Raw genomic sequence first — 26,552 nt, 5'->3', positions numbered from 1 at the left:
GAAAGATGCCTTGACAAGCACCCCCGCGCCGCGTTTTTGGCTTCGTATCGGGGTGTGGGGGAGTGTGGCTGCGTTGGTGGGGTTGTGTGCGCGGGCTGCGGTTTGGTGGGTGGGGCTAGCGCCCCAATGTGGCATTGGGTGCATCGCATGCACCGAACGCCACATTGGGTGCATCGCATGCACCCAATGCCACATTGGGGCGCATCGCGGTGAGCGGGGGGCGGGCTGTGCAAGGGGGCAGTGAGGGAAGCTCAGTCCGTGAAGGGGCCCCTCACGGACGGTCGCGGGGGCGTGAGAGAGACCCTGAGGAAAACAGGGGCTGTGAAGGTGGCCGGACCCAAAGGACCGGGGGGGCTAGTTCAGGTCCGAGGGTTTGGTGAAGGTCGCCAGTTCGGTCGGCGGCAGGGGGACCGCCCCCAGGGTTTCCAGGAATCCGGCTTCTCTGGTGAGCAGGCGGCAGACGACGCGCAGGCGGCGCAGCGGGTGGGGTTCCTCCAGCAGCAGCTGACGGTCTTCTAGCGGCAGCAGGCAGTCGGCGGCTAGCTGGTAGGCGAGTTCGCCCAGGTCGGCGTCGTCGTGCGGGGGGTGCCAGTCGTCTGCGTGCCAGGCGGCTTCGCAGTAGCGCTGGTGGGCGGCTCGGGCTACCTCGGCCAGCTGGCGGGCGGTCGGTTCCATCGCGGGCGGGATCGGGTCGTCGGGGAGCCAGTCGACCACGGCCATCAGGTAGGGCGCGGCCGCTCGGTGCAGTTCGCGCAGGCGGAAGCGGCGGGCGGCGCGGGTGACCACGTCGTAGCGGCCGTCCGGGAGGCGTTTCGCTTCGCGCAGGATCGTGCTGCAGCCGACGCTGTACAGGTGGTCCAGACCACTGACCTCGCGGACCAGCGGGGCGCGCAGGGCGACTACGCCGAACTCGTGCTCGGGGACATTGCCGGTGACCAGGTCCGCGGTGAGCTGCCGGTAGCGCGGTTCGAAGATGTGCAGCGGCAGGTGCGTACCGGGGAGCAGCACTGTCTGCAGCGGGAACAACGGCAGTGTCGCCGTTCCGCTGGGGCATTGCTCTGGCTCGGTCACGCGTCCACGGTACGGGCTGCGGAGCACCGCCGCAGTTCGTGTTTACCGCCGCGGCGGGGGTTTCAGCACCGCGAAAGGGTCGGTGATGTGCATGTCTTTGGCGGCAAAAGAAAACAGTGCCGCAGGTCGTCCGCCGGTCCGGCCGGGGGGCGCGGTGTGCCCGGTGGGGACTAGCAAACCGCGTCGCTGGAGCACGCGTTGCAGGTTCGTGGCGGACACTTTGTAGCCGAGTGCGGCGGAGTACAGGCCGCGCAGGGCGGAGATGGTGAATTCCTCTGGGGCCAGTGCGAAACCCAGGTTGGTGTAGCTCAATTTCGACCGCAGGCGGTCGCGGGCGCGCAGCACGATCGCTTCGTGGTCGAACGCGGTGCGCGGCAGGGCGTTCACGTCGTGCCATTCGGTGTCTTCGGGGACCACGGGGTCCACATCCGAGGGGACCAGGCCGAGGAACGCGGTGGCCACGACCCGCGGTCCGGGAACACGGTCCGGGGCGCTGAAGACGGCGAGTTGCTCCACGTGCTTGAGCTGGCGCACGTCCACCTTCTCCGCGAGCTGCCGCCGGATCGACGTTTCGACGTCCTCGTCGGGGCGCAGCCTGCCGCCGGGCAGCGACCAGCGGCCGAGGTGCGGATCGAGCGCTCGGCGCCACAGCAGCACCCGGAGTGTGTCCGAGCGCACTTGAAGGACTGCCGCCAGAACCTCGTGGGCGAGGGGGGCTCGGGTGTTAATATGGCTTCGCACGGTTTTCGATTGTAAGGCGAAAACCTGGATGGGGCGGAACCGGGGTCGATCCGGTTCCGAGGCCGGCGATCCTCGAGAGGGCCGAAGATATGACCACCACGCTTGACCAGGACTTGACTCCCTACGGCGGGGTCGAGGCGGACGCGGATTGGGCGGCCCGCGTGCGGGAGCTCGCCCGGAAACGCGACGCGGTGCTGCTCGCGCACAACTACCAGGTCCCGGAGATCCAGGACATCGCCGACTTCACCGGCGACTCCCTCGCGCTCAGCCGGATCGCGGCCAGCAGCGAAGCGTCCACGATCGTCTTCTGCGGCGTGCACTTCATGGCCGAGACGGCGAAGATCCTGGCCCCGGAGAAGACGGTGCTGATCCCGGACGCGCGGGCAGGCTGCTCGCTCGCCGATTCCATCACCGGCGCCCAGCTGCGCGAATGGAAGGCCGAGCACCCGGGCGCGGTGGTCGTCTCGTATGTGAACACCACGGCCGAGGTCAAGGCCGAGACGGATATCTGCTGCACGTCGTCGAACGCGGTCGACGTGGTCGCTTCCATCCCGGCTGACCAGGAAGTTCTCTTCCTCCCGGACCAGTTCCTCGGCGCACACGTCAAGCGTGTGACCGGGCGCGAGAACATGCACATCTGGGCCGGGGAGTGCCACGTGCACGCCGGCATCAACGGGGCCGAGCTGGCCGCGCGGGCCGAGGAAAACCCGGACGCCGACCTGTTCATCCACCCCGAATGCGGCTGCGCGACCTCGGCGCTTTACCTGGCCGGAGAGGGTGCGGTGGCCCCGGAGCGGGTCAAGATCCTCTCCACCGGCGACATGGTGCACGCGGCGCGCGACACCAAGGCGCGCTCGGTGCTCGTGGCCACCGAGATCGGCATGATCCACCAGCTGCGCAAGGCCGCGCCGGAGATCGACTTCCGCGCGGTGAACGACCGGGCGTCGTGCCGGTACATGAAGATGATCACCCCGGCCGCGCTGCTGCGGAGCCTCACCGAGGGTGCGGACGAGGTGCACGTCGACCCGGAGACGGCCTCGCGGGCCCGCGCTTCGGTGCAGCGGATGATCGAGATCGGGCAGCCTGGCGGTGGAGAATGAGTGGCCTAGTTAACGCCGGTGAGGCGAAAACCTCACCGGAGCCGCGCTGGGAGGCGCGCGCCGACGTAGTGGTGATCGGCAGCGGCGTGGCGGGGTTGTCCGCAGCTTTGCGGGCCCGAGAGCTCGGGCTGCACGTGCTGGTCGTGACGAAGGCGGCGGTCGCTGACGGCAACACCCGGTGGGCGCAGGGCGGCGTGGCCGTGGTGCTCGACGGCGAGCGGGACGAGGGCGACACGGTCGAGCAGCACACGGCCGACACGCTCACCGCCGGTGCCGGGATCTGCGACGAGGACGCGGTGCGGTCGATCGTCGGCGGGGGTCCGGCGGCCGTCACCGAGCTGCGGCAGAACGGTGCGGTGTTCGACCACAGCTCGGGCGGGCTGCTGTCGCGGGCTCGCGAGGGCGGGCACAGTGCGTTCCGGGTGATCCACGCGGGCGGCGACGCGACCGGTGCGGAAGTCGAGCGCGCGCTGGTCGCGCAGGCGGGCGAACGGCGGATTCCGGTGCTGGAGCACCACATCGCGGTCGACGCGCTGCGCACGCCGGCGGGCGAGGTGGCCGGTGTGACGGTGCTCGACCGCAACGGCGTGCCGGGCGTCGTGCGTGCTTCCGCGGTGGTGCTGGCCAGCGGTGGCTTCGGGCAGCTGTACCAGGCGACCTCCAATCCGGAGATCGCGACCGGCGACGGGCTGGCGCTCGCGTTGCGCGCCGGGGCGGCGGTGGCCGACATCGAGTTCGTGCAGTTCCACCCGACGGTGCTGTACACGCCGGGCGCGCGCGGGCGGTGTCCGCTCGTCACGGAGGCGGTGCGCGGGGAGGGCGCGACGCTCGTGGACGGCGCGGGCGCTTCGGTGATGGCTGGGGTGCATCCGCTGGGCGATCTGGCTCCGCGCGACGTCGTGGCAGCGGCGATCACCCGGCGGCAGACATTGGCTCCCGGCGGCATCGACGATCACGTTTTCCTTGACGCCACCGGTATTTCCGGGTTCGCGAAGCGGTTCCCGACGGTGCACGCCGCGTGCGCGGTGCTCGGTATCGACCCGGCGGTGGACGCGATCCCGGTGACCCCGGCGGCGCACTTCGCATGCGGTGGGGTGGTGGCCACTGTGGACGGACGGTCGAGCGTGCGCGGGTTGTACGCGGCGGGTGAGGTGGCGCGGACCGGGTTGCACGGGGCGAACCGGTTGGCGTCCAACAGTCTTCTCGAAGGGCTGGTTGTCGGGCAGCGGACTGCGGAGGCGGTCGCGGCGGACCTGGCCGCTGGGTTGCTGCCGGATCCTTCGCGGGGCCGCATTCCGGAAAGGACAACGGCTCCGGCGGCCGAACGTGATGCGCTGCAACGGGTCATGAGCCGGTACGCGGCGATCGGCCGGGACGCGGACGGGCTCGCGGCCGCGGGTTCGGTGCTCGACTTGTCGGCAAAGGACAGTCCGTTGTGGACGCACGCCGCGGTTGAGGACGCCGCGCTCACCCTTGTGGCGCAAGCGTTGCTGGCGGCGGCGGAGCGGCGGACGGAATCGCGGGGATGTCACGTGCGGACGGACTTCCCGGAGCGTGACGAAGGATTGCGGCGGAGCCAGCTGATCCGGCTGAGCCCGTCGGGACAGCCGGTGCTGGTCGAAGCGACGTCGTTGGAAGGAGTGGCATGAGCGGGGAATTCTCCGAATCGGTCGTTCAGGCGCTGGTGGTGGACGGGCTGGACGTCGCCGATGTCCGGCGGGTCGTGACCACTGCGCTGGAAGAGGATTTGCGGTACGGGCCGGACGCGACGACGGCGTCCACGGTTCCGGCGGACGCACGGGCGGTGGCGGAGCTGACCCCGCGCGTCGCCGGTGTCGTGGCCGGGATTCCGGTGGCGCTGGCGGTGTTCGACGAGGTGCTCGGCGCGGACTACGAGGTGGTCTCGATCCGGGAGGACGGTTCGGCCGCGGTGGCGGGAGAACCGGTGCTCGTGCTGCGCGGTCCGGTGCGCGGGTTGCTGACCGCGGAGCGCACGGCGTTGAACCTGTTGTGCCTGCTGTCCGGAGTGGCGACGGCGACCGCGGCGTGGGTGTCCGCGATCGAGGGAACTGGTGCCGCGGTGAGGGATTCGCGCAAGACCCTGCCGGGGTTGCGGCTGCTGCAGAAGTACGCCGTGCGGTGCGGCGGCGGTGTGAACCACCGGATGGGGCTCGGCGACGCGGTGCTGATCAAGGACAACCACGTGGTCGCGGCCGGTTCGGTCACCGCCGCGCTGGCGGCGGCGCGGGAACAGGCGCCGCAGCTGGCGTGCGAGGTCGAAGTGGACGATCTCGCCCAGTTGGACGAGGCGCTGGCCGCTGGCGCGGACGAGGTGCTGCTGGACAACTTCACGCCGGAGGAATGCGTGAAGGCGGTCGCGCGGCGGGACGAGGTGTCGCCGAAGACGCGGCTGGAGTCGTCCGGCGGGCTGACGCTCGACCGCGCGCGGCCGTACGCCGAGTCCGGTGTGGACTATCTCTCCGTCGGCGGGCTCACGCATTCCTCGCCCGCGCTGGATCTCGGGATGGACCTGCGTTGACCCTGTCGCCGCGGCCCGCTCTCCCCTAGAATCTCCTTGTCGGACAAGGGGAGGGGGCCGCGGTGCGGGGAATTGCCGCCGGAGCGGTGGCCGCGCTCGTGGTGCTCGGCCTGCCCAGCACGGCGACCTCGGCGAGGGCAGCCTCGTGCGCGAATCCGTCCGGCCCGTACACCGGGGCGGTGTCCTGGGGGCAGCGGCTGGTGAATCCGCCGCGGCTGTGGGCGCTGACCAGGGGAGAAGGCCAGACCGTCGCGGTGATCGGCACCGGCGTCGACAAGCAGAACGCGCAATTCGGGCCAGGGCAACTGCTCGGCGGCGCGGGCACCGCGGATTCCGACTGCGACGGCCGCGGCACGATCGCCGCGGGAATTGTCGGCGCGCAGCTGGCGAACGAGACTACGTTCACCGGCGTCGCGCCCGGAGTGAAGCTGCTTCCCTTGCGCTACACCGAAAGCAACGGTTCGTCCTCGGACCGCGGCGGCGATCCAGGTGCGCTGGCGGGGGCGATCGACACGGCGGTCGACCGTGGTGCGGGAGTGATTCTCGTGGCGGTCCCGGCGGGTTCGGACAGCCCGGCGCTGAGTGCGGCGCTTGACCACGCGAAGTCGCGCGGGGCGGTGGTGGTTTCGGCTGCGGCGGCCACTCAGCAAGGGGCGCATACCTATCCGACAGCTTCGGCGGGTGTGCTCGCCGTCGGCTCGACGGACGAATCCGGCGCGCCGGTGCAGAGCGAAGCCGGGGATTACCTGGGAATCGCCGCGCCCGGCGCGAATCTGGTGAGCACGTCGGCGGGCGGCGGTGGTGCGGTCGCGCATCGGTGGCCGATCACCGACCCGAGTCTGGCCGCGGCGTACGTCGCCGGGGTGGCCGCGCTGGTTCGCTCGGCGCATCCGGAACTGAAGGGCGAGCAAGTGGTGAACCGGTTGCTGCTGACCGCTTCCCGCCCGCCGTCCGGGGCGCACGATCCGCGCCGGGGCTGGGGGATGGTCGACGCTTACGCGGCGGTGTCGTCGATGTTGCCCGCGGACGCGCCCGGTCCGAGTGCGGCGGCGGTGCGGTCTGCGTTGCCCGCGGTGGTTCCGGCTGCGGCGCAGGCTCGGCCGACGTCGGACGTGGCGGCGGGGGTTGTCGCGGTGGGCGGGGTCGCGGTGGCGGCCGCTGCGGGAATCGGAGTGGCGGCGTTTCGGCGGGGGCGGCGGCGCGGATGGCGGCCGTCGCGGTTTAGCGGGTGAGTGCGGCAGGTGGGGGTCGTGAGTGGCGATGCCGGTTCTAGCCGCGATCAGCACTCACGAGGCGGGAACCTCCGGCGGTGCGGGTCGAGAGGCGATAGTGCGCCCCAATGTGGCATTGGGTGCATGTGACGCACCGAATGCCACATTGGGTGCATGTGACGCACCCAATGTGGCATTGGGGCGCTTGAGCCCGCACGTAGGCAGCCGGAACGCGGTGCGCCCTAACCGGGATCAACACTCACGAGACGCGTCGAGCCGATGATGGCCACCCCGCGTCCGTCGCGCGCGATGTGCACGCTGAAATCCGCGCCATCACGGGAAAACCGCGCGATGACTTCCCGGTAAGTGCTGCGGTCGTAGGATTCCCAGCCCGCCGCTTCCAACGTCGGCCGCACCGCTTCGGCCAGAACCCGCGGCGCGCCCGGGCTGTCCTCCAGCCGCACCCCGTACTGCCAGCACACCAGATGTCCAGGCTGCGAAGGATCGCAGTCCAGCTCACCGTCCACTGTGGGCAGTGCGCGCGGGCCGAACGCCGCGGCGACGCTGTCGATCACGTTCGTCAGCTCGGCAGCCAGATCCTTCAGTTCGCGCGTGATCACGGCAGCACCGCCGGGACCGGCACGGGCGCTTCAGTGACGTGGCCGCCGGTCAGCACGCCGTAGATGTTCTCCCACGAATCCGAACCCGGTTTGAGCACGCCGCTGTGCGAGGACAGGCCCCACTGCACGTTTCCGGCGGCGTCGCGGCCGGTGGTGAGTTCGGTGACGCCGGGGAAGGTGTCCGGGTCGGCGCCGTGGCCGATGCCGGTCCATTCCAGTGCCCCGGCGTTGCCCTGGGCGAGGATGATCGGATCCAGCGGCGCGGTCATCGAATACCGCTGCACGCCGGCCTGGCTCGGCGGCAGGTCCGCTGGGCTCCATACGCCGTGTCCCATGCCCGCCGACTCTACGTGCAGCACCCGGTCCACTGGCAAGCCTTGCTGGTCAGCGAGCCCGACGGTGGCGCCGCCGTAGCTGTGGCCGATCGCGGTGATCGTGGCCGCTCCGCCGGTCTGGGAGTCGACCTGGCCGCGCAGTTCGTCGCCGAACGCTTTGAGGTTCGGGGCCATCGTCTGCGCGTAGCTGGCTTCGGAGCCTTCGGTGGTGACGTTCTGCGGGAACACCCCGTCGGCCCAGACGACCATCGCGGTCCGGCCGCTCGGGTCCGCGGCGACGAGGCTGCGGCCGAGGTCGGCGTAGGACTGGAAAGTGTCCATCCGGGTGTGCACGCCGGGCACGAACAGCCCGACGTTGCGCGTGCCCGGCTGGATCGAGCCGACCAGTTCGGCGATCCGGCCGTTGCCGGACGGATCGAACCGCAGGATCTGCCGGTGGTCGTCGAGAATGCTTTGGTACAAAGCGATTCGCCGCTTCGAACGGGCGATGGCGTCCGGATCGGACAGTCCCGCCAGCCGGGTCCGTTCGGCGGCGAGCGCGTCGGAAACCTTCATCCGGTTGGCCGCGATGGTCCCGGCCCAGCCGCCGCTGCTCGCGGATTTCCCGGCTGATGGCACCGGGTCTTCCGGCAGCAGCGACCGGTACATCGCCGCCACCTGCTCGTCAGCGCGCCGGTAACCCGCCGACGACGCGGTGAGTCCGTCCCGGAGGACCTGGGCGCGAACGACGCGCTGGTCGACATCGGCGGCGAGGGCGCCGAGCGTTTTCGCGAGCCCGGCGGCACAGCCGGACGACGCGGAGACCTGGCCGAAAGCCGTGGCGGGCACTCGTTCGCCCGCCACGGCCCGCTGCACGGTCCGGAGCGCGCCGGCGCGAGCGTCCAATTCGGACGCCGCGCCGGCGAGTTTCGCCGGGGCGACCCGGTAGCCGTCGGTCACGGCTGGTCGGCCGGCTCTTCGCCGATGACCGAGGGCGCGACCGGAGCCTGCTGGCCCCACACGTTCTCGGTTTCGACGAGCCACGCGGGAATCCGGCGGCCGGAGCCCATGTCGCCGCCTGCTCCCATGCCGCCCATCGGCATCATGGGCATCATCGGCATGGCGCTCTTGGCCGCCGCGCCCGCCGCGCCTGCGGCACCGCCCGCGAGCCCGCTGAGGACGTTCGACGGCGCGTTCCCGGCGAGCCCGGAGTGCGCGGCCGGGGCCTCCCCGGCTCCGCTGAAGCCGCCGCCGGACGGAATGCCGCCGCCGCCGTCGATCGACGGGGCTTCCCCGCCGCCGACCGGGATCCCGCCGCCGCCACCGCCCGCCGGACCGGCTCCGCCGCCGAGCTTCACACCCGGAGGAACGTCCTGCTCTTTGTCCTTGCCGTCCTTGTCTTTGTCCTTGCCCGAGGCCCACGGCGGCACCCTCGGCATGATCGACCCGAAGCGGCCGAACGCGGCGGCGGACGCGGCCGCGAGACCGGCGGTGAACATGTCGCCGAACAGCGGGCTGCCCGGGTTCTGCGCCGGGTGACCGGGCTGGGAACCGGGGACCTGCGTGCCGTCGGTGGGCAGCGGGTGCGAGTCGACTGGGGCTCCGACCGACGTCCCGCCGTCCGGGCTGTTGCCGATCGGGCCGGTGGCGCCACCGGTGGAGGCGCCGCCGCCGGGAACCGGCTTGGGCGGCGGGGCGGCCGCGTTCGGCGAGACCGGGATCGAATCCTCGGCGGTGTCGTAATTCGTCGCCAGGTTGTTCATGACGACGATCGCCTTCGCGTGCGCGGAGCCGGCGGCGTTGGCGGCCTGTTGCTGCGCTTCGACGTTGGCGATCGCCTGCTGCCGCTGCTGGGTCGCGGCGATGATCGTGGCCGGCGGGGTGTCCGGCGGAAGCAGCGGCGGGTTGACCGCCAGCGCGACGTCGGCCGGGGAGACGTCCGGCACCGCGACCGGCGGCGGCATCTCGGCCTTCGCCTTGACCAGCGCGTCCGCGGCGTCCTCCAGCATGTCGCGCATGCCCTGCGCGGTGACCGCGACCTTGCGGATGCCGCCGACCAGGTCGGTCATCATGGTCCGGTACTGGTCGGCCGCGCCGCCGGTCCACGAACTGGAGAAGTCGGTGAGCTGGTCGGACAGGTTCTCGGCCTGGTCGTACAGCCCGCGGGAGGCCGAGTTCCACTGCTCGGCCGCGGCGCGCGCGGTGGTCGGGTCGCCCGCCTGCAGCATCGCGTAGAGCTGCTGGTGGGTGTAGCCGGCGAAGTTGGTGCGAGGGCCGCTCATGCGTCCTTACCCCCTGAGGAATCAAGGCCCAGCAACGAAAAAAGCGGGTCCAGCAGACCGGTCTGCTGACCCGAGCGGTGCAGGTCGCCCGCGACCGACTGGTCGGCCTGGGCGTATCCGTCGGCGACGGTGGTGGTGACGTCCTGCGCGAACGTGATCGCCTCGCGGACCTGCGCCAGCAGGCCCTGCATTTCGGCGACCGCGGCGCGATGGGCGTCGGCGAGCGAAGCGGCTTCCCCGAACTCCCCGAACAGCAGCGGATGCTCCCCGAGGGTGCGCAGGAAGTCGTTCGGCCGGGACATCGCGTGGATCTGGGTTTCCAGCTCCCGGACGAAGTCCGTCAGCGATTCCAGGTGGACGTAGTACGACTGGTCGGGCATCGGCCGGTGACCTCTCGTGCGGCAGGACGCGGGAAAGCCGGCCGTCCGGAGCGGGCGGGGGGTGGTCCCGCCCCGGACGGCCGGCGTCGGGGCCGGATCAGGCGAACAGGCCCTGGTTGCGGTTCTCCAGCTGGTGCTGGAGATCGTGGGCGTCGCCGACCTTGGTGCCGAACTGCGCGATGATCGCGACGATGTCGGCGGTCGCCTGGCGGAGCCGGGTCTCGGAGGCGCGCGCCGCTTCACCGGCGGAGCTGCCCGAGGCGTACCAGGTCTGGGTGATCGGCTGCAGGTTCTGGTGCAGCTGCTCCAGCTGGGAGGTCAGTGCCTTCGCCTTGGCGGCGAGCGAGGCGGAGCTGTGCTGCAGCGCCCCGAAGCTGATTTCTACGACGTCAGCCATGGTGTCTTGTCCTCTCTCAGGGGTTGAGGCGAGGGATCACGTTGCCCTCGACGGTGTGGCTGACGCTCTGGAAGCTCTGGTGCACGTCGGAGTCGCCCGAGTTGTAGTTCGCGTGGCTGGTGTGCACGAGCTGCGACATGGTGTCGAGCTCCCGGACGGCGGCGCCCATCTTCTCCTGAAGCCTGCGCTGCAGGTCCCAGAAGGCGACCGCCTGGTCGCCCTTGTAGTTCCGCAGCGTCTCGGTCAGCTCGGACTCCAAGCTGGCCATGGTCGTCTTAGCGTTCGAAGCGGTTTCCTCGAAGCCCTGGACGGCGCGCGTCATGGCAGCGGAATCTGCCTGGAATCCCGGACTGGACATCTGACGGGCCACCTCCTTCCCTCTCGTGGAAAATCCCGGTGCGCGGCGGGCCGCGCGGTGTGAATGTCACGCTAGAAAAAGAGCGGGTGTGGTCAAACGGCACAACTGCCGGTCGCTTTGACGGCACTATTACCCACAGGTGGGGTTCGCCCTACCAGCAAGACGGGGGAGCGCGCCAGTGTCCGGCTCCCCGCGCGCGGCGAGGCTGTTCGCATGACTTCCTGGGGATTACGGCTGTTCCGGCTGCACCGCCCGCTGGGGGTGCTGGCCGGGGCGATGGTGCTGCTGCTCGTCGTGTGCGGGTTCGGGCTGCTGCTGGATGATCGCACGCTCGTCAACGCGCCGCTGTGGGCGAAACCGTTCAAATTCGCGGTTTCGGTGGCGTTGTACGCGCCGACCCTGGCATGGCTGTTGTCGCTGGTGAAACGCGGCCGCCGGGCCGGTTGGTGGATGGGCACGGTGTTCGCGGCCGGGATGGGCACGGACATGGCGCTGCTGGTGTGGCAGGTGCTCGTGAACGACCGTCCGCTGCACTTCAACCACGCGACGCCAGCTGACGACATGATCGGCAATCTTCTGGCCACCGGCGCGTTCGTCGCGTGGGGCGCGACCGCGGCGGTGGTTGTCCTGCTGCTGTTCCAAAAGCTGCCGGACCGCGCGCTGACGTCCGCGCTGCGCTGGGGAACCGCGCTCGCGGCGGGCGGAATGGGCTTGGCGCTCATGATGTTCTCGGCCAGCCCGGCACAGCAGCGGGTGCTGGACGGCGGCGGCAAACCGTCGATGATCGGCGGGCACACGATCGGGCTCGAGGACGGCGGACCGGGACTGCCGCTGCTGGGCTGGAGCACGGTCGGCGGGGATCTGCGGATCACGCATTTCGTGGGGATCCACGCGATCCAGGCGTTGCCGCTGCTCGCTCTCGCGCTGGTGGCGCTGTCGCGGCGGTATCCGGTGCTGTCGAACGAACTCGTGCGGCGGCGGCTGGTGTGGACGGCCGCGGTGGGATACGCCGGGGTCATCGTCATTACGGCGTGGCAGGCGATGCGCGGGCAGTCGATCGTCCGGCCGGACTTCTGGACGCTCGCCGCGACGGCTGGGCTGGTCGCCGTGGTGGCGCTGGGCGGGGTGCTGGCGGTGCGGTCTCGTGCTGGCGTTCCCGATGAGCGGCATGCGTTGAGGGGATTCTGAGATCTCTCCGGTACCTCTGGCCGGGCCAGCCGCGGCGGGCTGGCCCGACGGGAGGACGGTGTCATGGCATTTCCCCAGGAGCTGCTCGATTCGCTGCGGCGCGCGCCGGAGGCGATCGCGTTCGAGCACGGGGATCGGCGGGTGAGCCGGGGCGAGGTGCTTGAGCTGGTCGGGCGGTTCGCGGCCGGGCTTCGGGCAGCGGGGGTGCGGGCCGGGGACGGGGTGGGGCTCGCGACCGGGGTGACGCCGGAGGGGTGGGCCGCGCAGGTGGCGGTGCAGACGCTGGGGGCTCGGGCGGTGGGGGTGCGGGCTGGGTTGCCGCCGGCGCATCTCGCTGCGGTGCTGGACGGGGTGGTCGCGGTGGTGACTGATGGCGAGGCGTCGCGGTTTCCTGGGGTTCGGACGTTGTCTGTTGGGCCGGAACTTCTTGCTGTGTATGAGGAACCGGTTCCTTGTGGGAAGCCCGAGGATCTTGGGTGGGTGGTTTTCACGAGCGGCAGTACGGGGGTGCCTAAGGGGGTTACGTATCGGTTTGACGCGTTGGCTGAGTTCGGGCTGGAGCGGCGGGCGGGGGATTCCGCGGAGGATTATCGGCGGTTCTTGCTCTTCGGGACGTTGAGCAGTGCGGTGATGGTGCTGCATTTGCAGGCTTGTTTGCTTGCTGGCGGGACGGTGGTGATTCCGGAGGGAGTGCCGGACTTTCCGTGGATATTGCCGCGGTTGGGGATTACTGCGGCGTTGGTTACGGTGCCTCGGTTGTATCGGATGCTGGATGTGTTGCGGCGGGAGGAGGTCGATCTTTCCGGGGTGCGGATGCTGACTGTCGCTGGGTCGCCGGTGGAGCCTGGGTTGCTGGCGGAGGGGTTTGAAAGGGTTGGGCCCGCGTTGCGGCAGGGGTATGGGCAGACTGAGACTGGGAAATTGACTGTGCTCGACGCGGCGGATGTCGCGGAGTTTCCGGAGGCTATTCGGTCGGTGGGGTTGCCGGTTGAGGGGGTTTCGCTGGAGGTGCGGGACGCTGCTGGGGGTGTGGTGCCGGTGGGGGTTTCTGGGGAGGTGTTTGTGCGTACTGCTCGGGCGTTTGCGGGGTATTGGCGGGATCCTTCGTTGAGTGAGACTGTGTTGGTGGACGGGTGGGTTCGTACGCAGGATATCGGGTGGGTTGATGAGCGTGGGTTTTTGTATTTGACCGGGCGGGCTCGGGATGTGGTGATTGTTAATGCGGTGATTCATTACGTCGGGCCGATTGAGCGGGTGCTGGCGGCGCATCGGGACGTGGATCAGGCGTATGTGGTGGGGGTGCCGGACGAGCGGACTGGGGAGGCGGTGCATGCGTTTGTGGTTGCTGCGCCTGGGGGTGTGCCGAATCCGGGGGAGTTGAGGGCGGCGGTGGCGGAGGAGTTGGGGGAGGGGGCGGTTCCGGTTTCGGTGACTGTGGTGGGGGAGGTGCCGGTGGCGGAGTCTGGGAAGCCGGACAAGGGGGCGTTGCGGGGGTTGGTTGTGGGGGCGTCTGGTGGCGGCTCGTCGCCTGGCGGCGACATTGCGCCTCGTTCGTGAGTTGGGCACCCCGAAGCCGATTGTGATGACGGTTCGAGGGGGCTTGTCAAGGCGGGAAAGATGCCTTGACAAGCCCCTCGAACCGCATTTGGGCTTCGTATCGGGGTGCAGGGCGGGGGCTGGCTGCCTGGGTTGTTTGGGTGTGGTGGTGGGGGGTGGGCGCGCGGCTTGGGTGGGTGGCTGGATGGGGTGTGCGGGCGGCGGTTTGGGGGTGGGGCTTGCGCCCCAATGTGGCGTTGGGTGCGTGGGACGCACCGAATGTGGCGTTGGGTGCGTCAGATGCACCCAATGTGGCGTTGGGTGCGGTGGGCTGGGTGGCCCCGGAAAGCCGTGAAGGGCTCCTTGAGGGAATGAGATTCCCTCAAGGAGCCCTTCACGGATGGGGCGTGGGTTAGACGCCTGCGGTCTGCTTGATCCAGTCGCGGCTGTTGGCGATGCTGGCGTAGTTCTGGGTGCCGTGTTCGTCGCTGCCGGAGTTTTCGCCGGTCGAGCAGACGCCGACCTGGACGCCGTCGGCCAGCTGCGGGCCGCCGGAGTCACCGTGCCACGACGAGCCGGTGACGCCCTTGCTGGCGATTGCCTTGCCGTTGAAGGCGTCCGTGCTCTCGCCGGTCACCTGGACGTCCGCCGTCTTGAGCGTGTCCGAGGGCGGGCTCTGGTCCTTGGTGCGGCCCCAGCCGTAGATCTGGTTGGTGGCACCGGTTTCCGGGTCCTTTTCGGCCAGCTTCATGAACGTGGTGTCCACAGCGGACTTGAGGTGCAGCAGCGCGATGTCGCCGTTGGGCGAGGCCTTCTGCTCGTCGACCGCGGCCTCGGTGCCCTGGCCCAGCGCGACGTCGCCGACCTTGACGTGCATGCCGGGCTTGTTCAGGCAGTGCTGTGCGGTGAGCACCCACTGTGAGGCGATGATCGTGCCGGAGCATTCGAAGCCGCCGTAGTCGGTGACGTCGTCCCAGAAGATCTGGGCGCCCCACGGGGCCGACTTCACGGTGTCGCCGCCGATGATGTACGTGTCGGCACTCGCCGGGACCGCTGCCCCGAGCCCGAACGCCATCGCAGCCCCGGCGACGACCGCCGCCGCTTTCGCGTAACGCATGGAAAATCCCTCCGCCTCGGTGGTGATTTCCCGACCGTAGGCGGCATCCGGAAATCCGGTAACCTACGGAAGTCGGTCTTCGATCCACGTTTCGCGGAGTGCGGGGTCCGGATCAAGCCGCCGGTGGGAGCCCGGCTTGCTCCGGACGGGTGAGGGGCCCGGGGACGGGACCGGGATCCCTTGCTCGCGGACTGCATATGCTGGCCGGGCAGGCAGTGGGAGCTACCGGGGAGCGGGATGCATACGGTGACGTTCGGCGCGGCGCGTGGAGATCGGCTGGTGATCGCGGTGCGCGGGCGGATGCATCCCGGCGCGGACGATTTCTGGGACGGGAACTGGCTGATCAGCCCGATCGAGATCGTGTCGGGCGGATTCACCGCGCGGTTGGACGCCGGGTTGCGGGTCAACGAACTGCAGGCGTTCCGGGAGGAACTGGAAGCTTGCGACAAGTCGGGCGGCAGCGCGCGGCTGACGTCGCTGGAGGATTGGCTCGACCTGACCGTGACCGTCGCCGCCGATGGACGGGTCGAGGCGGAGGGCGTCGCGATCGCCGATCATTCGAGCGGGAACCGGTTGTCGTTCCGGATCGAGGGGATCGAGTACGCGCAACTGACAAAGATCACGGCCGCACTGGTCGCAGTGGAGACAGACTTCCCCGTGCTGGGGCTGCCGTGAGGGGAACCCTGAGGGAATCAGATTCCCTCAGGGGTCCCCTCACGGACAGTCGGGCTACAGGACGGTGATGGCCCTCGGGGCGGGGACTTCGTTGTTGAACGCGAAGTTGTCGTGCCATTTCACGCTGATGCCGGTGAACTGGCCGCCGTCCGAGAGGGACACGAAGACGTCTCCGGCCGGGCCCCGGGTGAAGGTGGCGATGTCGTCCTTGCCGTCGCCGTTGAAGTCTCCGATGGCGGGGATTTCGTCGTTGAAGGCGAAGTTGTCGTGCCATTTGGCGCTGGTGCCGTTGAACTTCGTGCCGTCGGAGAGAGCGACGAAGACGTCCCCGGCCGGGCCTCGGGTGAAGACGGCGATGTCATCTTTGCCGTCTCCGTTGAAGTCTCCGATGGCGGGGATTTCGTCGTTGAAGGCGAAGTTGTCATGCCATTTGACGCTGGTGCCGGTGAACTTGCCGCCGTCGGACAGGGCCACGAAGACGTCCGCGGTGTCGCCCCGGGTGAAGGTGGCGATGTCGTCCTTGCCGTCCCCGTTGAAGTCGCCGACCATCGGGACCTCGGTGCCGAAGCCGAAACCGTTGTGCCACACCTGGGCCGGGCCGAATTTGGTGCCGTCGGACAGCACGACGTAGACCGCGCCGCGCGTGGTGAAGGCGACGACGTCGTCTTTGCCGTCGCCGTTGAAGTCACCGATCGCGAGACGGTCGTCGTTGTGGCCGAAGTCGTCGTGCCACAGCAGACCGTTGCCGTTGAACTTGGCGCCGTCCGACAGCGCGACGTAGACGTCGCCGGTGACGCCTCGGGTGAAGGTGGCGACGTCTGCCTTGCCGTCGCCGTTGAAGTCGCCGGTCAGCGGGATCTCGTCGCCGATGGAGAACCGGTCGTGCCATTTGACGCTGCGGCCGACGAACTGCCCGCCGTCCGAGTTCGCGACGAAGACGCTGCCTTCGCTGCCCCGGACGAAGGTCGCGATGTCCGCCTTGCCGTCGCCGCTGAAGTCGGTCAGCGAGCGGTTCCCGGTCTTCGCGGTGAAGGACTGGCTGGCGACGCCGGTCGAGGAAACGACCAGGTACGACCAGTTTCGCCGCGCGGCGGCGGAGTGCACCAGCGACGTTTGAGCGGTAGTGCCGACCAGCTGCTCCGGCACCGCCTTGGCGGGTCCGGCGGAGTTGGCGTAGACGGAGTAGGTCGCGTTGTCGGACGCGGCCAGCGGAGTCCACGACACCGTGACGCCGTGGCCGACCGCCGCTGCCGAGCCGACGATCGACTGCTCGTGGATCCAGCCGGTCAGGTCGTCGGCCCTGGCGCCGTTCGTGCCCTGGCGGGTCTGGGTTTCGCCGAGGCAGCCGTGCTGCCACGACGCGCCCGCGACGGCGACGAGCACGTTGTCCTGGCTGTAAACCGGTCCGCCCGCGTCGCCCTTGCACGCGTCGGCGCCGTTGGCTCCGGTGAGCGAGACGGACGTCGCGGTGCTGGCCGAGACGGTGAACTTCGCGACGCTGGCGTCGGCCGGAAGCCATTCGGTGGACGTCCGGCCCCAGCCGGCCAGGGACAGCTCGCCCGCCGGAATCCCTGCCGCGGCGGGGAGTTTCAGCGGTGCGGCGTCGGTGATCGTGGTGTCGAGCCGGGCCAGCGCGACATCGCGATCAGTCCGGGTGATCAAGGCGGCGACCTTGGCGGTGTGCCCGCCGACGGTGACGGTGGTCGGCTTCGCGGGCGTTCCGCCTTGCGGGTTTTCCGGGAAGCAGCTCGCGGCGGTGAGCACCAAGGTGGGCTCCACGAGCGCGCCGCTGCAGGCGCGCCCGTCAGCGGTGAGCTTGGCGGCGAAACTCAGTTTCGCTGTGGTGCCTTGGGAAACGGCTGACGCGGGGAGTGCGGTCAGCAGACCGGCTGCCGTGACGGCTGCCGCGACCGCGGCGGATTTCGAGTGCAGTTTCATGTGTTTCGTCGTCCTTGGCGGGTCAGCTGGCGAGTTTGCAGGAATCAGGAGCCGCGGTTACGTGGATCTCGGTGTTCCAGCCGGAGCCCACGGTGACGCCCGCGCCGTCCGGGCCGGACGGCGCCCACGTGTCGGTGTTGTCGGAGAAGCGGTACCAGCGCAGCACCGGAGCCGGCTGGCCGCTCCACGGATCCTTGCCGTAGCTGCCGCGGCCGTACAGGATGTCCGCGCCCGGCGAGAAAATCTCGCTGAACATCTGCCAGCCGACGCCGGAGGGCTTGTTCCGCTGGGTCCATTTGGCGGTCGCGAAATCGTATTTGAACCGGAACAGGTCGCCGTTCGGCTTGCGCGCGTAGAGCACTCCGTCGCCGGCCGCGGTGATCGAGTCGAAACCGCCCCAGCCGGTGTCGACGACGTCGCCGCTGCCGTTGACCCAGGTGTCCGTCGTGTCGTTCCACACGTAGACCTTCAGCCGGGCCTGGTCGTCGATCATGAAGATCCGGCCCTGCTCGTCCACGGTGATCCGGTTGCGGTACTCCGGGGTCAGGTAGCGCTCCCAGCCGTTGCCGACCTCCTTGTTGCCGCTCCAGCCGGTGGCGGGAGAGTACGCCCAGCGCTTGAGGATGCCGGTGCCGAACGGATCGCCGGCTCCGTGGTTGCGGTGGATGTCCCAGATCGTGCCTGCCTTGCCCGCGATCGTCCGCCCGTCCCAGCCCTGGCCGACGTCGGTGCTCGGCACCGTCCAGTTGAGCGTTCCGCCGACCGGGTCGTGGTGGGTGTAGCGCCAGAGGGTGGCGTCGGCGCGGGCGCCCCAGACGACCGCGCCGCCCGGACAGGACACCGGCGTCGGGACGACGTGCTGCCGGATCCAGTCGCCGAGGTCGTCGACGCGGGTCTCGTAGCTGCCCTGGCGGGTTTCGGTGACGTTGAGACAGCCGTGCTGCCACGAAGCACTGTGCAGGGCAACGACTTCGGCTTTCTGCCCGGCGATGCGCAGCGCCGGGCCGCCGGCGTCGCCGAGGCACGTGTCGGCCCCGTCCGCTGACTTGGTCACGACCGTCGAACCGGTGCTGCTGACGACAGCCAGCGGCGCGATCCGCGGCCGGGCGGGCACCCATTCGGTCGCGGTGCGGCCGAAACCGGCCAGTTGCAGGGTTTCCCCGGCTTGCGGGGCGGTGCCGCTCACCGTCGCGAGAGCGACGCCGGTGGCCGGGACGTCGAGTTTCGCGAGCACGACGTCGCGATCGGCCCGGCGGACGACTTTGGCGACCTTGGCGGACTTCCCGGCACCGGTGCTGACGTCGACGTCACCGACCGCGATGGTCGCGGGTTCGGTGGGTTTGCCCAGGTCGTCGGGGGTGAGGCAGGTGGCGGACGTGAGGATCCACGATGGATCGACCAGAACGCCCGAGCAGGCTTTCGTCGCGGTGGAGACGCGCGCGAGATAAGGGTGGGAGCCGAGCGGCACAGCGGTGCCGCCGGAAATCGCGGAAGCGGGCGCGGCGGTGCATACCGCGGTGGTCACGAGGAGCGCGGCGACTGCGGACGCCGCGCCGGGTCTGAAGTTTTTCGGGCGCACTGAATTTCCCTCTCAAGATTGCGGAATCCGGCCCCGCATTACTGTTCCGCCGCGAATCCGGCTTAATGCGGCGACGCGGAACAGGAAAGGAATTCGTCGTTGTTCGCTGCCGCACCCGGCAGCGAACAGCGGCTGAATCGTCAGGAAGAGGTGTTCAGTTCCAGCAGCGTGGCCGGGTCGGTTCCGGTGCCCTCGCCGATGCCGGTCCAGCCGTTTTTGACCAGCGGGACAGTGGTGTTCTTGCCGTTGACCGCGACGGTGGCCTGCGCGGTGTGGTTGCCCGCCCAGGCCTGGTAGGCGTAGGGCACCTCCATGCGGAGGTGGCCGGTGGCTCCGGTGACCCGGAAGCAGTAGTGGCCGGGGTCCGGGTCGTGGTCGGCCGAGTTGTAGGCGTGCACCTCGACCATGTTGGCCTCGCTGCCGCATTTGGCGAGCAGGATGTGGCCGTCCCCGCTGATCAGCTTGATGGCCCGGTCCTGGAAGATCTGCGCCGCGCCCGGGTAGGCGTAGTCCTCGACGATCGGCGGCGGCGTGTCGTCGGCGTGCGCGGTGCCGGCGAGGGCGAACGCGCTTCCCGAAGCGACAGCGGTGGCGGCGGTGGCGAGTCCGAGCAGGCGTGTGCGCATTGATTCCCCCTGAGGTCGAAAGCGGACGTGGCGAAGCCCGCGGCACTGCGGCAATTGGCGTAGCGAAAGTGCGTCCGACCCCGAGCGGACACGAACGGGACTTTAGCGATGGCGTCGGGGAAAGGTCAACGAGTGCCCGGCGGGATGTCCCGCTGAACGGTCCGGGCGCGGTTGCCACCCGGTTGCCGCTTACCGGAGGTATCGGCGTTCTGCTAATTTCCGTCCGGTATCGGGGGGATTCGAAAACGGCGCTTGCCTTTCTTTTCCTTTCTGGCTGCCCTTTCGTTCCCGGCCGGCAATCGCTTCGTCGTACGCACGGGAGGGCAGGGCGGGTGCGAATCTGGAAATCAGCCGCGCGAAGAGCGCGGGCCGCGATGGTGACCACGCTGGTCGCTGCGGTGGCCTCGGGAGCGGTGGCGGTGCCCGCACGGGCCGCCGAACCGACCGGGCCGAGCGAACGGGCGCAGGTCGTCGCGCTGTGGCAGGCAGGCGGACCGGCGACGAAACAGGCCGCGGCCGCGGCGCTCACCGGGTCGGACGACGAGGTCCGCACTTTTCTGGGCAAGGGCAAGGATGTCGCCGCCGAACACGACGACCGGATCAAAACCAGCCAGCTGCTGACCGTCGCCGGTCCGGGGCTGCGGCGCGCGGCGCAGGCGGCGCTGAGCGGCACCGCGGCGGACGTGCACACGTTCCTCGCGACCGGCTGGCAGGGGCCGTGGCGCGACGACGACCGCGCACAGGTTTCGCGTTACATCGCGACCGGCGGGCACTGGGTGCAGGTCGCCGGGCAGAAAGCGCTCAACGGCACCGAGGAGGACGTTCGCAAGTTCCTCGAAACCGGCCGCCAGCAGGCGCAGAACGACGACGACCGGATCAAGGTCACCCAGCTGCTGACGACCGGCGGGCCGGAGGTCCAGAAGGGGGCGAACCGGGCGCTGAGCGGGACCGTCGAGGATGTCCAGGCGTTCCTCGAAACCGGGTACGCGCTCGCCGCGGAGCGGGATCAGGAAACCGCGACCGTCTCGCATCTCGCGGACCTCGCGCGGGCTGCCGGCGAGCAGGCCGCGGCTCAGACCAAGCAGGCGCAGGACGCTGCGGAGCGGGCGATCCAGGCCGCGCAGCGAGCCAGGGAAGCCGCTCAGCAGGCGCGCGACGAAACCGAGAAGGCCAAGGATTCCTCGGTACAGGCGGCCGGTGCGGCTGCGCGCGCTGCTTCGGCGGCACGCGGTGCGGCCGAGGCGGCGAAGACGGCGATCGGTGCGGCGGCTGAAGCAAACCGCGCGTCCCGTGTCGCAGCGAACGCGGCTGCTCAGGCTGCGTCTGCCGCGTCGTTGGCCGAGCAGGCTTGCGCGCGGGCGTACAACGCGGCGTCGAATGCCGCAGCTGACGGCGCACATGCCGCCGAGGCAAGGAAAGCCGCGGTAGACGCCCGGAATGTTGCCGCAGGCGCGCGTACGGCCGCCGCTGCCGCTGATGCCGCTGGACAGGCGGCGCAGGCATCAGGTGCGGCGTCGGGCGCGGCCCGGAGCGCCTCTGCCAACGCTGACGCGGCGGCGGAAGCGGCCAGCCAGGCAGCGGGTTACGCGAGGTCGGCCGGTGCGGACGCGCGTCAGGCGGAGCAGGCTGCTGCTGCGGCCAAGGCTGCTGCCGCGCGGGCGAACCGGGCAGCGACCCGAGCGGAAGCGCTGGCGAGCGAGGCTGCTGCTGCGGCCCGCGATTCCCGAGACGCGGCGAATGCGGCGGCTGCGCACGCGGAAGCGGCAGCAGCGGCGGCCGAACGAGCCGCGGCTGCGGCCGACGAGGCGAAGAAGGACGCTGCTGAGGCAAAGAAATACGCCGACGCGGCACAGGTGTCGGCGAACACCGCGACGACGGCGGCCAACCAGGCAGCCCAACTGGAGAAGACGTCCCGCGACGCGGACGCGGCCCGCTTGGAAGCGCAGAAGGACGCGGTCGTCGCGGACGCGGAGGAAGCCAAGCGCGTCGAGGCAGACCGCGAGTCCACCGCGGAGTGGAAGGCGGGCGAGGCGGCCAAGCGCTCGGCGGAGACCCAGCGTCTGCTCGACGAGGCCGCGAAGCCGGAAACCCCTGCGGACACGGTGACTCTGGACATCCGGAAGGCAGCGGTCCAGCTCCTGCAGACCGGAGGCCCGTGGACGAAGGCGGCCGCTGCGTCGGCGCTGGGCGGGGACGAGGCCGGGTTGCGGCAGTTCCTGAAGGCGCAATTGGCCACGGCCACCGAGCAGGACGACCGCTCGAGCGTCGTCGCGATCGCCGACGGCACCGCGAATCCGCGATTCAAGCAGGCGGCGCTGACCGCGTTCGCCGGTTCGACCGGTGCGGTCGCGGACTTCCTGCGCACCAGGGCCTACCCCGGCAAGGTGGACGACGACCGGGTGGCGGCGCAACTGCTCCTCAACAACGGCGGTCCCGCGACGAAGGAGGCCGCCAACCGCGCGCTCAACGGAACGCCGGACGACGTCGCGGAGTTCCTCCGGACCGGGCAGTACGTGGCCGCCGAACACGACGACCGGATCGCCGTTACGCAGGCGCTGACGAACGGCGGGCCGGAAGTCAAGGCGGCCGCGGAAGCGGCGCTCGCCGGGCCCGCGTCGTACCTGCGGAATTTCCTCGAAACCGAGCGGTACAAGGCGGAACAGCGGGACATCGACTCGGCGGTCCACGCCGCGGACGTGCACCGCTTCGTGACCGAAGCGGCGAGCATCGCCGCGACTGCGCGGGCGAACGCGGCGCTGGCCGCGGAAGCCGCCGCCCGGGCCCGGAACGCCGCCGACGAAGCGACCGCGGCCGCGATCGAAGCGGACCGGCAAGCCGGCCTTGCCAAGACGTACGCCGATCAGGCGAACGAAGCGGCGAAAGAAGCGCAGAAATCGGCCGATGAAGCCGCGCAGTCGGCGCGGCAGGCGCGCAACGCGGCGCAGAGTGCTCAGCAAGCGGCCCGGAGTGCGGCGAATTCGGCTGTCCAGGCGCGTACGTCGGCCTTGCGGGCGAACACCGCCGCCAGCTCCGCCCAGCAATACGCCGAACACGCCCGGGCGGCCGCGGTCCAGGCGGGCAAGGACGCCGCCACCGCGGCTCAGGCCGCTTCCGAGGCGGCGAAGTTCGCCGCTGACCGGCAGAACGAAGAGACCCAGCGGAAACAGGCGGCGGGACCGGGCCAGTCGGGTCCGCTCAGCGCGGAGGACGAGGCCGCGCTGCGCGCCGCGGGCGGCCAGGAACTGGTCGACCAGTACAAGCGCGCGCTGAGCGGCGCCGAGCAGAACCTGATCGACTGGATCATCGCCAACGGCGGGCAGATTCTCGTCGACCTCTTCATCGGCGGGATCAAGGCGTGCGTCAAGGACCCGAACCTCGTCAACTGCCTGATGGGCGCGATCGACGTCGCGTCGCTGGGCCTGGCCGTGCTCAAGGCGTTCGACGTCGGCAAGGCGCTCTGGCGGGTCATCTCCGGCATCGGCAAGTACTTCGAGGAGAGCGCCTTCTTCCAGAAGGTCCTCGAACGCGGCAAGGGCGTGATCGCCGAGTCGAAGGTCAACTGCTTCCCAGCGGGGACTTTGGTAGCCACTGAACACGGCGACCGGCCGATCGAACAGATCGAGTCCGGAGACCTCGTGTGGGCCAAGGACACCGCCACCGGCAAGGTCCGGTTGCAGAAGGTGGTGCGGACCTTCTCGCACGACGCGCAGTCGCTCGTCACGGTCCGCTTCGGCGAAACCGCTGTGCAGGTGACTCCGGAGCATCCGTTCTGGGTTCCGGCCCGGGGCTGGGTGCACGCCGAAGACCTTCAGGTCCACGACCAGGTGCAGAGCATGTCCGGCGATTCGCCGGAGGTCACCGCGGTCGAGACCGGCACTGCTCACGCCACGGTCTACAACCTGGAGGTCGAGGGCGATCACGACTACTTCGTGTCGAGCGCGCGCCTGCTCGTGCACAACACCTGCTTGGACGACCTCGGCGAGAGCTGGGTGCCGAAGTCGGCGGCTCAGGTGTGCGGCACGAACACCTGCACGCAGACCGCGCGCGAGATCCAGTCCAAAATCGGCGGTGACGTCTACCGGATCACCGACCGTCACGGCGGGCCGTTCCTCGGGGAGATCCGCGACCTGGAACGGCCGGACATCTGGTACGACTCGGGATGGGCCTATCACGACGTGCTCGTCAAAGAAGGCCGGGTGTACGACGCTACGACCGGGCGCTACGGCCTCGCGATGGAGGAGTACGTGAAGAAGTTCAAGTACGGTGAGTACCTCGAATTCAAGCTGTCGACGGGAGGCTGAGCACCGTGGAGCGGGACGAACGGGTCGCCGACGCCATGCTGCGTCCGGGCGTCTACGGGATCCGTTCTCTCGAACAAGCCCTGTCCTTCTTCGTCGGCTTCGACGCGGCGACCGAGTTCGAGCTTCTCGGCGGCTTCACCCGGTGGCTGTCGGAGCACGGCGGCCCCGGCCCGAACCTCGCGTGGCCGCACCAGGCAGCCGCGATCGTCGACGGCCGGGCGGGTCCGGAAGCCGGGAACGAACAGCAGGTGCAAGAGTTCTTCGCGCTCGTGCGAGAGTTCTTCGCGGATCGTTCTTGAGCGGCTGGCTTCGGCCGGTGCGGCGGTTCGCTGACCTGGCAGGAGGATCGAGATAGGGATGACCCCCGCGGCTGCGCGGTGGCCCGCGTAGAGTGTCCCCGCGGGGCCACGGCGTTTTGCTGACGAATGGCTTGCGGCGGAAGGAAAAACCGTCGCTCCGATGATCGCTCTGTCCGGGGTGGACAATGCGCTCCTGGACCGGCTGCGCACGGGGGCGCGGGTCGTCGGCGCGAATGAGGTGCTGCGCTGCGGTCTCGAACCGGGGCCGGTGCCGGAGCTGCTGGCGGTGGACTCCGTGCTCAGGGGCGGTGCCTCGGTGCTCTTCGTGGTGCCTGGCTTGTCCGGGGCTGTTCTCGCCGGCGGCGGGGGATACGCGTTGGTCGCAGGTACTGCCTCGTTTCTCTCCGGTGCGGTTCCGGAGGGGGTCGACGATGTCCGGGCCCGGTTCGGCCGGACGGCGCGGCGGCTGGCCGGGCGGTACCCCGAACTGCCCGGCATAGCGGCGGAGTACCCGCCGGTGGAGCACGCCTGGGCCAAACGGAGCGAGGTGCCTGCCGGCACTGGCGTGGGGCAGCAGCTGGCCGCGATGGAGTCGTTCGCCCGAGGAGAGTTGTCCGGGCCGGAGTTCGCGAGGATCTGGTACGCGGCTTGGCAGCTGTCCCGGGAAAGAAGGGAACGGCTGCGGGATCCGTTCGAACGGATCCTGAGCGGCCTCTTTCTCGCGCTGGAGGACTACCCGATCGATCCGGCGCTGCGCGAGCAGGGCGACCTGACGGACGATGAGCTGGTCGCCGAGGTGCGTGCGGCTCTGCACCGGCTCGCGTGATGGCGTACGGGATCCGGTTGTACTGCCGAACTGGCGGGCTCAGCGCTGCTGCCGGGTTCGAGGCGTTGACTGCGGCGCTCCCCGTCGAGGATCGGTGCGACGGCGACGGGTGGGTGTCTGCTGACGTTGGTTGCGAGATTGAGTTCTCCGCGGGGACACCGTTGGTCGCGAAGGCGATCGCGGAGGCGTCGGACCGGGTTGCTGCGGCTGACGCGGTCGTGACGCTGACACTCAGCGGCGAGGTCGCGTGGCCGGCGGTAACGGCGGTGTGGCGCGCAGCGAAGTCGTTGTGGGACGTGGTTCCTCACGATGACGGCTCCGGTTTCGCGGTGGACCTCGACGAGTGGTGACTTTGGGGGCTGGATGAGCTACCTCTTCGAGGTCGGCGACGAGACGGTCTGGAGTCCGGCGCTTCGGGTCGGCCGGCTGTTCGTGAGCATGGCGGAGACGCTGGCGGTCAACTTCGACATCGATCTCGGCACCGCTGGGTTCAGGGCGATCGCCAGCGATTACTGCTCCGTCGACCCGCCCCGGCTCGCCCTGTTCGTCCGGGCGATGCTCGACGGTTCCGTGATGAGGCATTCGGAGTACCGGGAACTCGCGCGCGGGTTTATCGGGATTTGCCTGGCCATGCTGGAATGGTCCGGCCTTCCGGTCGAAGACGTGCCGCCGGATCTGGCCGAGGCCCGGGACTCGGTGCGGATGACGTCCCGGTGACGGGCTGGACGTGGCCGGTGCTCGAACCGGTGGCCGGGATGTCGCACCGGGACCGGTTCGCCTGGTGGATCGGCGGCGGGCAGTTGCCCGAGGGACTCAACCGAGACGGCTGGAGCGAGTTTCTGCGGCTGCTGTTCAACGGGTTGCGAGCCGAACTCGGCCCGGACGGGCGCGACGATCCGCAGTGGTCGGAGGCGGAGAAGGAACGGTATCTGCGCGTGGCCTGCGATGTGCTTTCGTTCGTGGAGGCGTGCGAGCTGATCAGGGCGGACGAAGTGCTGAACCAGCAGCTGTTCCTGTCGATCTGGCTCGTCGAGTTCGGGTTTTCCTTGCCAGACAAGGGGTATGGTCCAGAAGACGCCATCCGGCGGATCAGAGCGGTGCTCACCCCGGAACGGATCGACGAGTGCGAGCGGCTGAGTCCGGAGTGGACGAAGCTGTCGACGCCGGAGATCGGCCGGCTGCACCGTGCCAAGGTGCTCATCAAGCTCGCCGGTGGGTTTCGGGAGCATCTCGCTGATCCGGAGATGCGGGCTGCCGTGGTCCGGTGGGAAGCGCTGTATCCGCGCTTGCCCTGAGAGGGAAAGCTGTTGGAGCTGCTGGTTGTCGTAGGCGACAACGGCTACGTGGTGAGTGCGTATCCGCAGTAGCGGACCGCTTTGGGCGAGCGTCGTATCGTCGAACCTGTTCGCCGGACCGTTCGACGGGAGACTGGAATGCGGAGGAAAACCGAAGAG

General features: G+C 69.7%; 25 protein-coding genes. 13 read left to right on the top strand and 12 right to left on the bottom strand.

What is annotated here, in order from left to right; translation table 11 throughout:
• Positions 1-354 precede the first annotated feature (354 nt).
• Positions 355-1,071 carry an LON peptidase substrate-binding domain-containing protein gene (locus ACWGIC_RS33770; RefSeq protein ID WP_452079970.1) on the bottom strand — a complete coding sequence of 239 codons (717 nt, stop codon included), beginning with the start codon at positions 1,069-1,071 and terminating at the stop codon, positions 355-357.
• Positions 1,072-1,113: 42 nt separating this feature from the next.
• On the bottom strand, positions 1,114-1,767 hold the full coding sequence (locus tag ACWGIC_RS33765) for an NUDIX domain-containing protein (protein WP_452079971.1): 654 nt from the start codon (positions 1,765-1,767) through the stop codon (positions 1,114-1,116).
• Positions 1,768-1,901: 134 nt separating this feature from the next.
• Here ACWGIC_RS33765 and nadA point away from each other — a divergent pair, with 134 nt between their 5' ends.
• The 4 genes from nadA (at position 1,902) to ACWGIC_RS33745 (ending at position 6,683) form a co-directional block, all read left to right on the top strand.
• Complete coding sequence (gene nadA / locus ACWGIC_RS33760) at positions 1,902-2,912, top strand: quinolinate synthase NadA (RefSeq protein WP_452079969.1); 1,011 nt, start codon at positions 1,902-1,904, stop codon at positions 2,910-2,912.
• Positions 2,909-4,561: an L-aspartate oxidase gene (locus ACWGIC_RS33755; protein ID WP_452079968.1), complete on the top strand. Its 1,653-nt coding sequence runs from the start codon at positions 2,909-2,911 to the stop codon at positions 4,559-4,561. The genes nadA and ACWGIC_RS33755 overlap by 4 nt, the downstream gene beginning before the upstream one ends.
• On the top strand, positions 4,558-5,451 hold the full coding sequence (gene nadC, locus ACWGIC_RS33750; protein ID WP_452079967.1) for a carboxylating nicotinate-nucleotide diphosphorylase: 894 nt from the start codon (positions 4,558-4,560) through the stop codon (positions 5,449-5,451). The genes ACWGIC_RS33755 and nadC overlap by 4 nt, the downstream gene beginning before the upstream one ends.
• Positions 5,452-5,513: 62 nt before the next feature.
• Positions 5,514-6,683, top strand: a complete 1,170-nt coding sequence (locus ACWGIC_RS33745; protein WP_452079966.1) for a S8 family serine peptidase — start codon at positions 5,514-5,516, stop codon at positions 6,681-6,683.
• A 221-nt stretch (positions 6,684-6,904) separates the two neighbouring features.
• On the opposite strand, the gene ACWGIC_RS33740 is transcribed toward ACWGIC_RS33745, so the two are convergent.
• The 6 genes from ACWGIC_RS33740 to ACWGIC_RS33715 all read right to left on the bottom strand — a co-directional run bounded on the left by ACWGIC_RS33740 (position 6,905) and on the right by ACWGIC_RS33715 (position 11,013).
• Positions 6,905-7,282 carry a hypothetical protein gene (locus ACWGIC_RS33740; protein ID WP_452079965.1) on the bottom strand — a complete coding sequence of 126 codons (378 nt, stop codon included), beginning with the start codon at positions 7,280-7,282 and terminating at the stop codon, positions 6,905-6,907.
• Complete coding sequence (locus ACWGIC_RS33735) at positions 7,279-8,556, bottom strand: alpha/beta hydrolase (RefSeq protein ID WP_452079964.1); 1,278 nt, start codon at positions 8,554-8,556, stop codon at positions 7,279-7,281. The genes ACWGIC_RS33740 and ACWGIC_RS33735 overlap by 4 nt, the downstream gene beginning before the upstream one ends.
• Positions 8,553-9,878: a WXG100 family type VII secretion target gene (locus tag ACWGIC_RS33730; protein WP_452079963.1), complete on the bottom strand. Its 1,326-nt coding sequence runs from the start codon at positions 9,876-9,878 to the stop codon at positions 8,553-8,555. Before ACWGIC_RS33730 ends, ACWGIC_RS33735 begins: the two co-directional genes overlap by 4 nt.
• On the bottom strand, positions 9,875-10,258 hold the full coding sequence (locus ACWGIC_RS33725; RefSeq protein ID WP_452079962.1) for a hypothetical protein: 384 nt from the start codon (positions 10,256-10,258) through the stop codon (positions 9,875-9,877). Before ACWGIC_RS33725 ends, ACWGIC_RS33730 begins: the two co-directional genes overlap by 4 nt.
• A gap of 97 nt (positions 10,259-10,355) precedes the next feature.
• On the bottom strand, positions 10,356-10,655 hold the full coding sequence (locus ACWGIC_RS33720; protein ID WP_037809581.1) for a hypothetical protein: 300 nt from the start codon (positions 10,653-10,655) through the stop codon (positions 10,356-10,358).
• A gap of 16 nt (positions 10,656-10,671) precedes the next feature.
• Positions 10,672-11,013 carry a WXG100 family type VII secretion target gene (locus tag ACWGIC_RS33715; RefSeq protein ID WP_078870305.1) on the bottom strand — a complete coding sequence of 114 codons (342 nt, stop codon included), beginning with the start codon at positions 11,011-11,013 and terminating at the stop codon, positions 10,672-10,674.
• Between the two features lie 213 nt (positions 11,014-11,226).
• On the opposite strand from ACWGIC_RS33715, the gene ACWGIC_RS33710 reads away from it, so the two are divergent.
• Both ACWGIC_RS33710 and ACWGIC_RS33705 read left to right on the top strand, forming a co-directional pair.
• Positions 11,227-12,201, top strand: coding sequence for a hypothetical protein (locus ACWGIC_RS33710; RefSeq protein ID WP_452079961.1), 975 nt, complete (start codon positions 11,227-11,229; stop codon positions 12,199-12,201).
• A gap of 63 nt (positions 12,202-12,264) precedes the next feature.
• Positions 12,265-13,758 (top strand): class I adenylate-forming enzyme family protein, encoded by a 1,494-nt coding sequence (locus tag ACWGIC_RS33705; RefSeq protein ID WP_452079960.1) that lies wholly within the window; start codon positions 12,265-12,267, stop codon positions 13,756-13,758.
• 391 nt (positions 13,759-14,149) lie between these two features.
• Here the strand turns inward: ACWGIC_RS33705 and ACWGIC_RS33700 are convergent, their stop codons facing one another.
• Positions 14,150-14,854, bottom strand: a complete 705-nt coding sequence (locus ACWGIC_RS33700) for a S1 family peptidase (protein ID WP_452079959.1) — start codon at positions 14,852-14,854, stop codon at positions 14,150-14,152.
• A gap of 237 nt (positions 14,855-15,091) precedes the next feature.
• Here ACWGIC_RS33700 and ACWGIC_RS33695 point away from each other — a divergent pair, with 237 nt between their 5' ends.
• Entirely contained in the window at positions 15,092-15,529 is a 438-nt protein-coding gene (locus ACWGIC_RS33695; RefSeq protein WP_452079958.1) for a WapI family immunity protein, read from the top strand.
• 54 nt (positions 15,530-15,583) lie between these two features.
• Here ACWGIC_RS33695 and ACWGIC_RS33690 read toward each other — a convergent pair whose 3' ends face one another.
• The 3 genes from ACWGIC_RS33690 to ACWGIC_RS33680 form a co-directional block, all read right to left on the bottom strand.
• Positions 15,584-17,467 (bottom strand): FG-GAP-like repeat-containing protein, encoded by a 1,884-nt coding sequence (locus tag ACWGIC_RS33690; RefSeq protein WP_452079957.1) that lies wholly within the window; start codon positions 17,465-17,467, stop codon positions 15,584-15,586.
• A gap of 22 nt (positions 17,468-17,489) precedes the next feature.
• The gene (locus tag ACWGIC_RS33685; protein ID WP_452079956.1) at positions 17,490-19,046 is read right to left on the bottom strand and encodes a tachylectin-related carbohydrate-binding protein; all 1,557 of its coding nucleotides are present in this window, start codon (positions 19,044-19,046) and stop codon (positions 17,490-17,492) included.
• A 140-nt stretch (positions 19,047-19,186) separates the two neighbouring features.
• Positions 19,187-19,672: a hypothetical protein gene (locus ACWGIC_RS33680; RefSeq protein ID WP_452079955.1), complete on the bottom strand. Its 486-nt coding sequence runs from the start codon at positions 19,670-19,672 to the stop codon at positions 19,187-19,189.
• 374 nt (positions 19,673-20,046) lie between these two features.
• On the opposite strand from ACWGIC_RS33680, the gene ACWGIC_RS33675 reads away from it, so the two are divergent.
• The 6 genes from ACWGIC_RS33675 (at position 20,047) to ACWGIC_RS33650 (ending at position 26,393) form a co-directional block, all read left to right on the top strand.
• Complete coding sequence (locus ACWGIC_RS33675) at positions 20,047-23,973, top strand: polymorphic toxin-type HINT domain-containing protein (protein WP_452079954.1); 3,927 nt, start codon at positions 20,047-20,049, stop codon at positions 23,971-23,973.
• Between the two features lie 5 nt (positions 23,974-23,978).
• Entirely contained in the window at positions 23,979-24,272 is a 294-nt protein-coding gene (locus tag ACWGIC_RS33670; protein ID WP_452079953.1) for a hypothetical protein, read from the top strand.
• 160 nt (positions 24,273-24,432) lie between these two features.
• Complete coding sequence (locus tag ACWGIC_RS33665; protein ID WP_452079952.1) at positions 24,433-25,098, top strand: colicin immunity domain-containing protein; 666 nt, start codon at positions 24,433-24,435, stop codon at positions 25,096-25,098.
• Entirely contained in the window at positions 25,098-25,448 is a 351-nt protein-coding gene (locus tag ACWGIC_RS33660) for a hypothetical protein (RefSeq protein ID WP_452079951.1), read from the top strand. The genes ACWGIC_RS33665 and ACWGIC_RS33660 overlap by 1 nt, the downstream gene beginning before the upstream one ends.
• A gap of 13 nt (positions 25,449-25,461) precedes the next feature.
• Positions 25,462-25,815, top strand: a complete 354-nt coding sequence (locus ACWGIC_RS33655; protein ID WP_452079950.1) for a DUF6086 family protein — start codon at positions 25,462-25,464, stop codon at positions 25,813-25,815.
• Positions 25,812-26,393, top strand: a complete 582-nt coding sequence (locus ACWGIC_RS33650; RefSeq protein ID WP_452079949.1) for a hypothetical protein — start codon at positions 25,812-25,814, stop codon at positions 26,391-26,393. Before ACWGIC_RS33655 ends, ACWGIC_RS33650 begins: the two co-directional genes overlap by 4 nt.
• Positions 26,394-26,552: the final 159 nt, after the last annotated feature.

The organism is Amycolatopsis sp. NPDC054798 (genome assembly GCF_053611505.1).
The sequence above is the reverse complement of the archived record's forward strand: the minus strand, read 5'-3'. Positions and strand labels throughout refer to the sequence as shown.

Excerpts from the sequence above, each read along its gene's own strand:
- nadA (WP_452079969.1), top strand. The coding sequence starts at position 1,902 with ATGACCACCACGCTTGACCAGGACTTGACTCCCTACGGCGGGGTCGAG.
- ACWGIC_RS33755 (WP_452079968.1), top strand. The coding sequence starts at position 2,909 with ATGAGTGGCCTAGTTAACGCCGGTGAGGCGAAAACCTCACCGGAGCCG.
- nadC (WP_452079967.1), top strand. The coding sequence starts at position 4,558 with ATGAGCGGGGAATTCTCCGAATCGGTCGTTCAGGCGCTGGTGGTGGAC.
- ACWGIC_RS33730 (WP_452079963.1), bottom strand. The coding sequence starts at position 9,878 with ATGAGCGGCCCTCGCACCAACTTCGCCGGCTACACCCACCAGCAGCTC.
- ACWGIC_RS33725 (WP_452079962.1), bottom strand. The coding sequence starts at position 10,258 with ATGCCCGACCAGTCGTACTACGTCCACCTGGAATCGCTGACGGACTTC.
- ACWGIC_RS33720 (WP_037809581.1), bottom strand. The coding sequence starts at position 10,655 with ATGGCTGACGTCGTAGAAATCAGCTTCGGGGCGCTGCAGCACAGCTCC.
- ACWGIC_RS33715 (WP_078870305.1), bottom strand. The coding sequence starts at position 11,013 with ATGTCCAGTCCGGGATTCCAGGCAGATTCCGCTGCCATGACGCGCGCC.
- ACWGIC_RS33710 (WP_452079961.1), top strand. The coding sequence starts at position 11,227 with ATGACTTCCTGGGGATTACGGCTGTTCCGGCTGCACCGCCCGCTGGGG.
- ACWGIC_RS33705 (WP_452079960.1), top strand. The coding sequence starts at position 12,265 with ATGGCATTTCCCCAGGAGCTGCTCGATTCGCTGCGGCGCGCGCCGGAG.
- ACWGIC_RS33700 (WP_452079959.1), bottom strand. The coding sequence starts at position 14,854 with ATGCGTTACGCGAAAGCGGCGGCGGTCGTCGCCGGGGCTGCGATGGCG.
- ACWGIC_RS33695 (WP_452079958.1), top strand. The coding sequence starts at position 15,092 with ATGCATACGGTGACGTTCGGCGCGGCGCGTGGAGATCGGCTGGTGATC.
- ACWGIC_RS33690 (WP_452079957.1), bottom strand. The coding sequence starts at position 17,467 with ATGAAACTGCACTCGAAATCCGCCGCGGTCGCGGCAGCCGTCACGGCA.
- ACWGIC_RS33680 (WP_452079955.1), bottom strand. The coding sequence starts at position 19,672 with ATGCGCACACGCCTGCTCGGACTCGCCACCGCCGCCACCGCTGTCGCT.
- ACWGIC_RS33675 (WP_452079954.1), top strand. The coding sequence starts at position 20,047 with ATGGTGACCACGCTGGTCGCTGCGGTGGCCTCGGGAGCGGTGGCGGTG.
- ACWGIC_RS33665 (WP_452079952.1), top strand. The coding sequence starts at position 24,433 with ATGATCGCTCTGTCCGGGGTGGACAATGCGCTCCTGGACCGGCTGCGC.
- ACWGIC_RS33660 (WP_452079951.1), top strand. The coding sequence starts at position 25,098 with ATGGCGTACGGGATCCGGTTGTACTGCCGAACTGGCGGGCTCAGCGCT.
- ACWGIC_RS33655 (WP_452079950.1), top strand. The coding sequence starts at position 25,462 with ATGAGCTACCTCTTCGAGGTCGGCGACGAGACGGTCTGGAGTCCGGCG.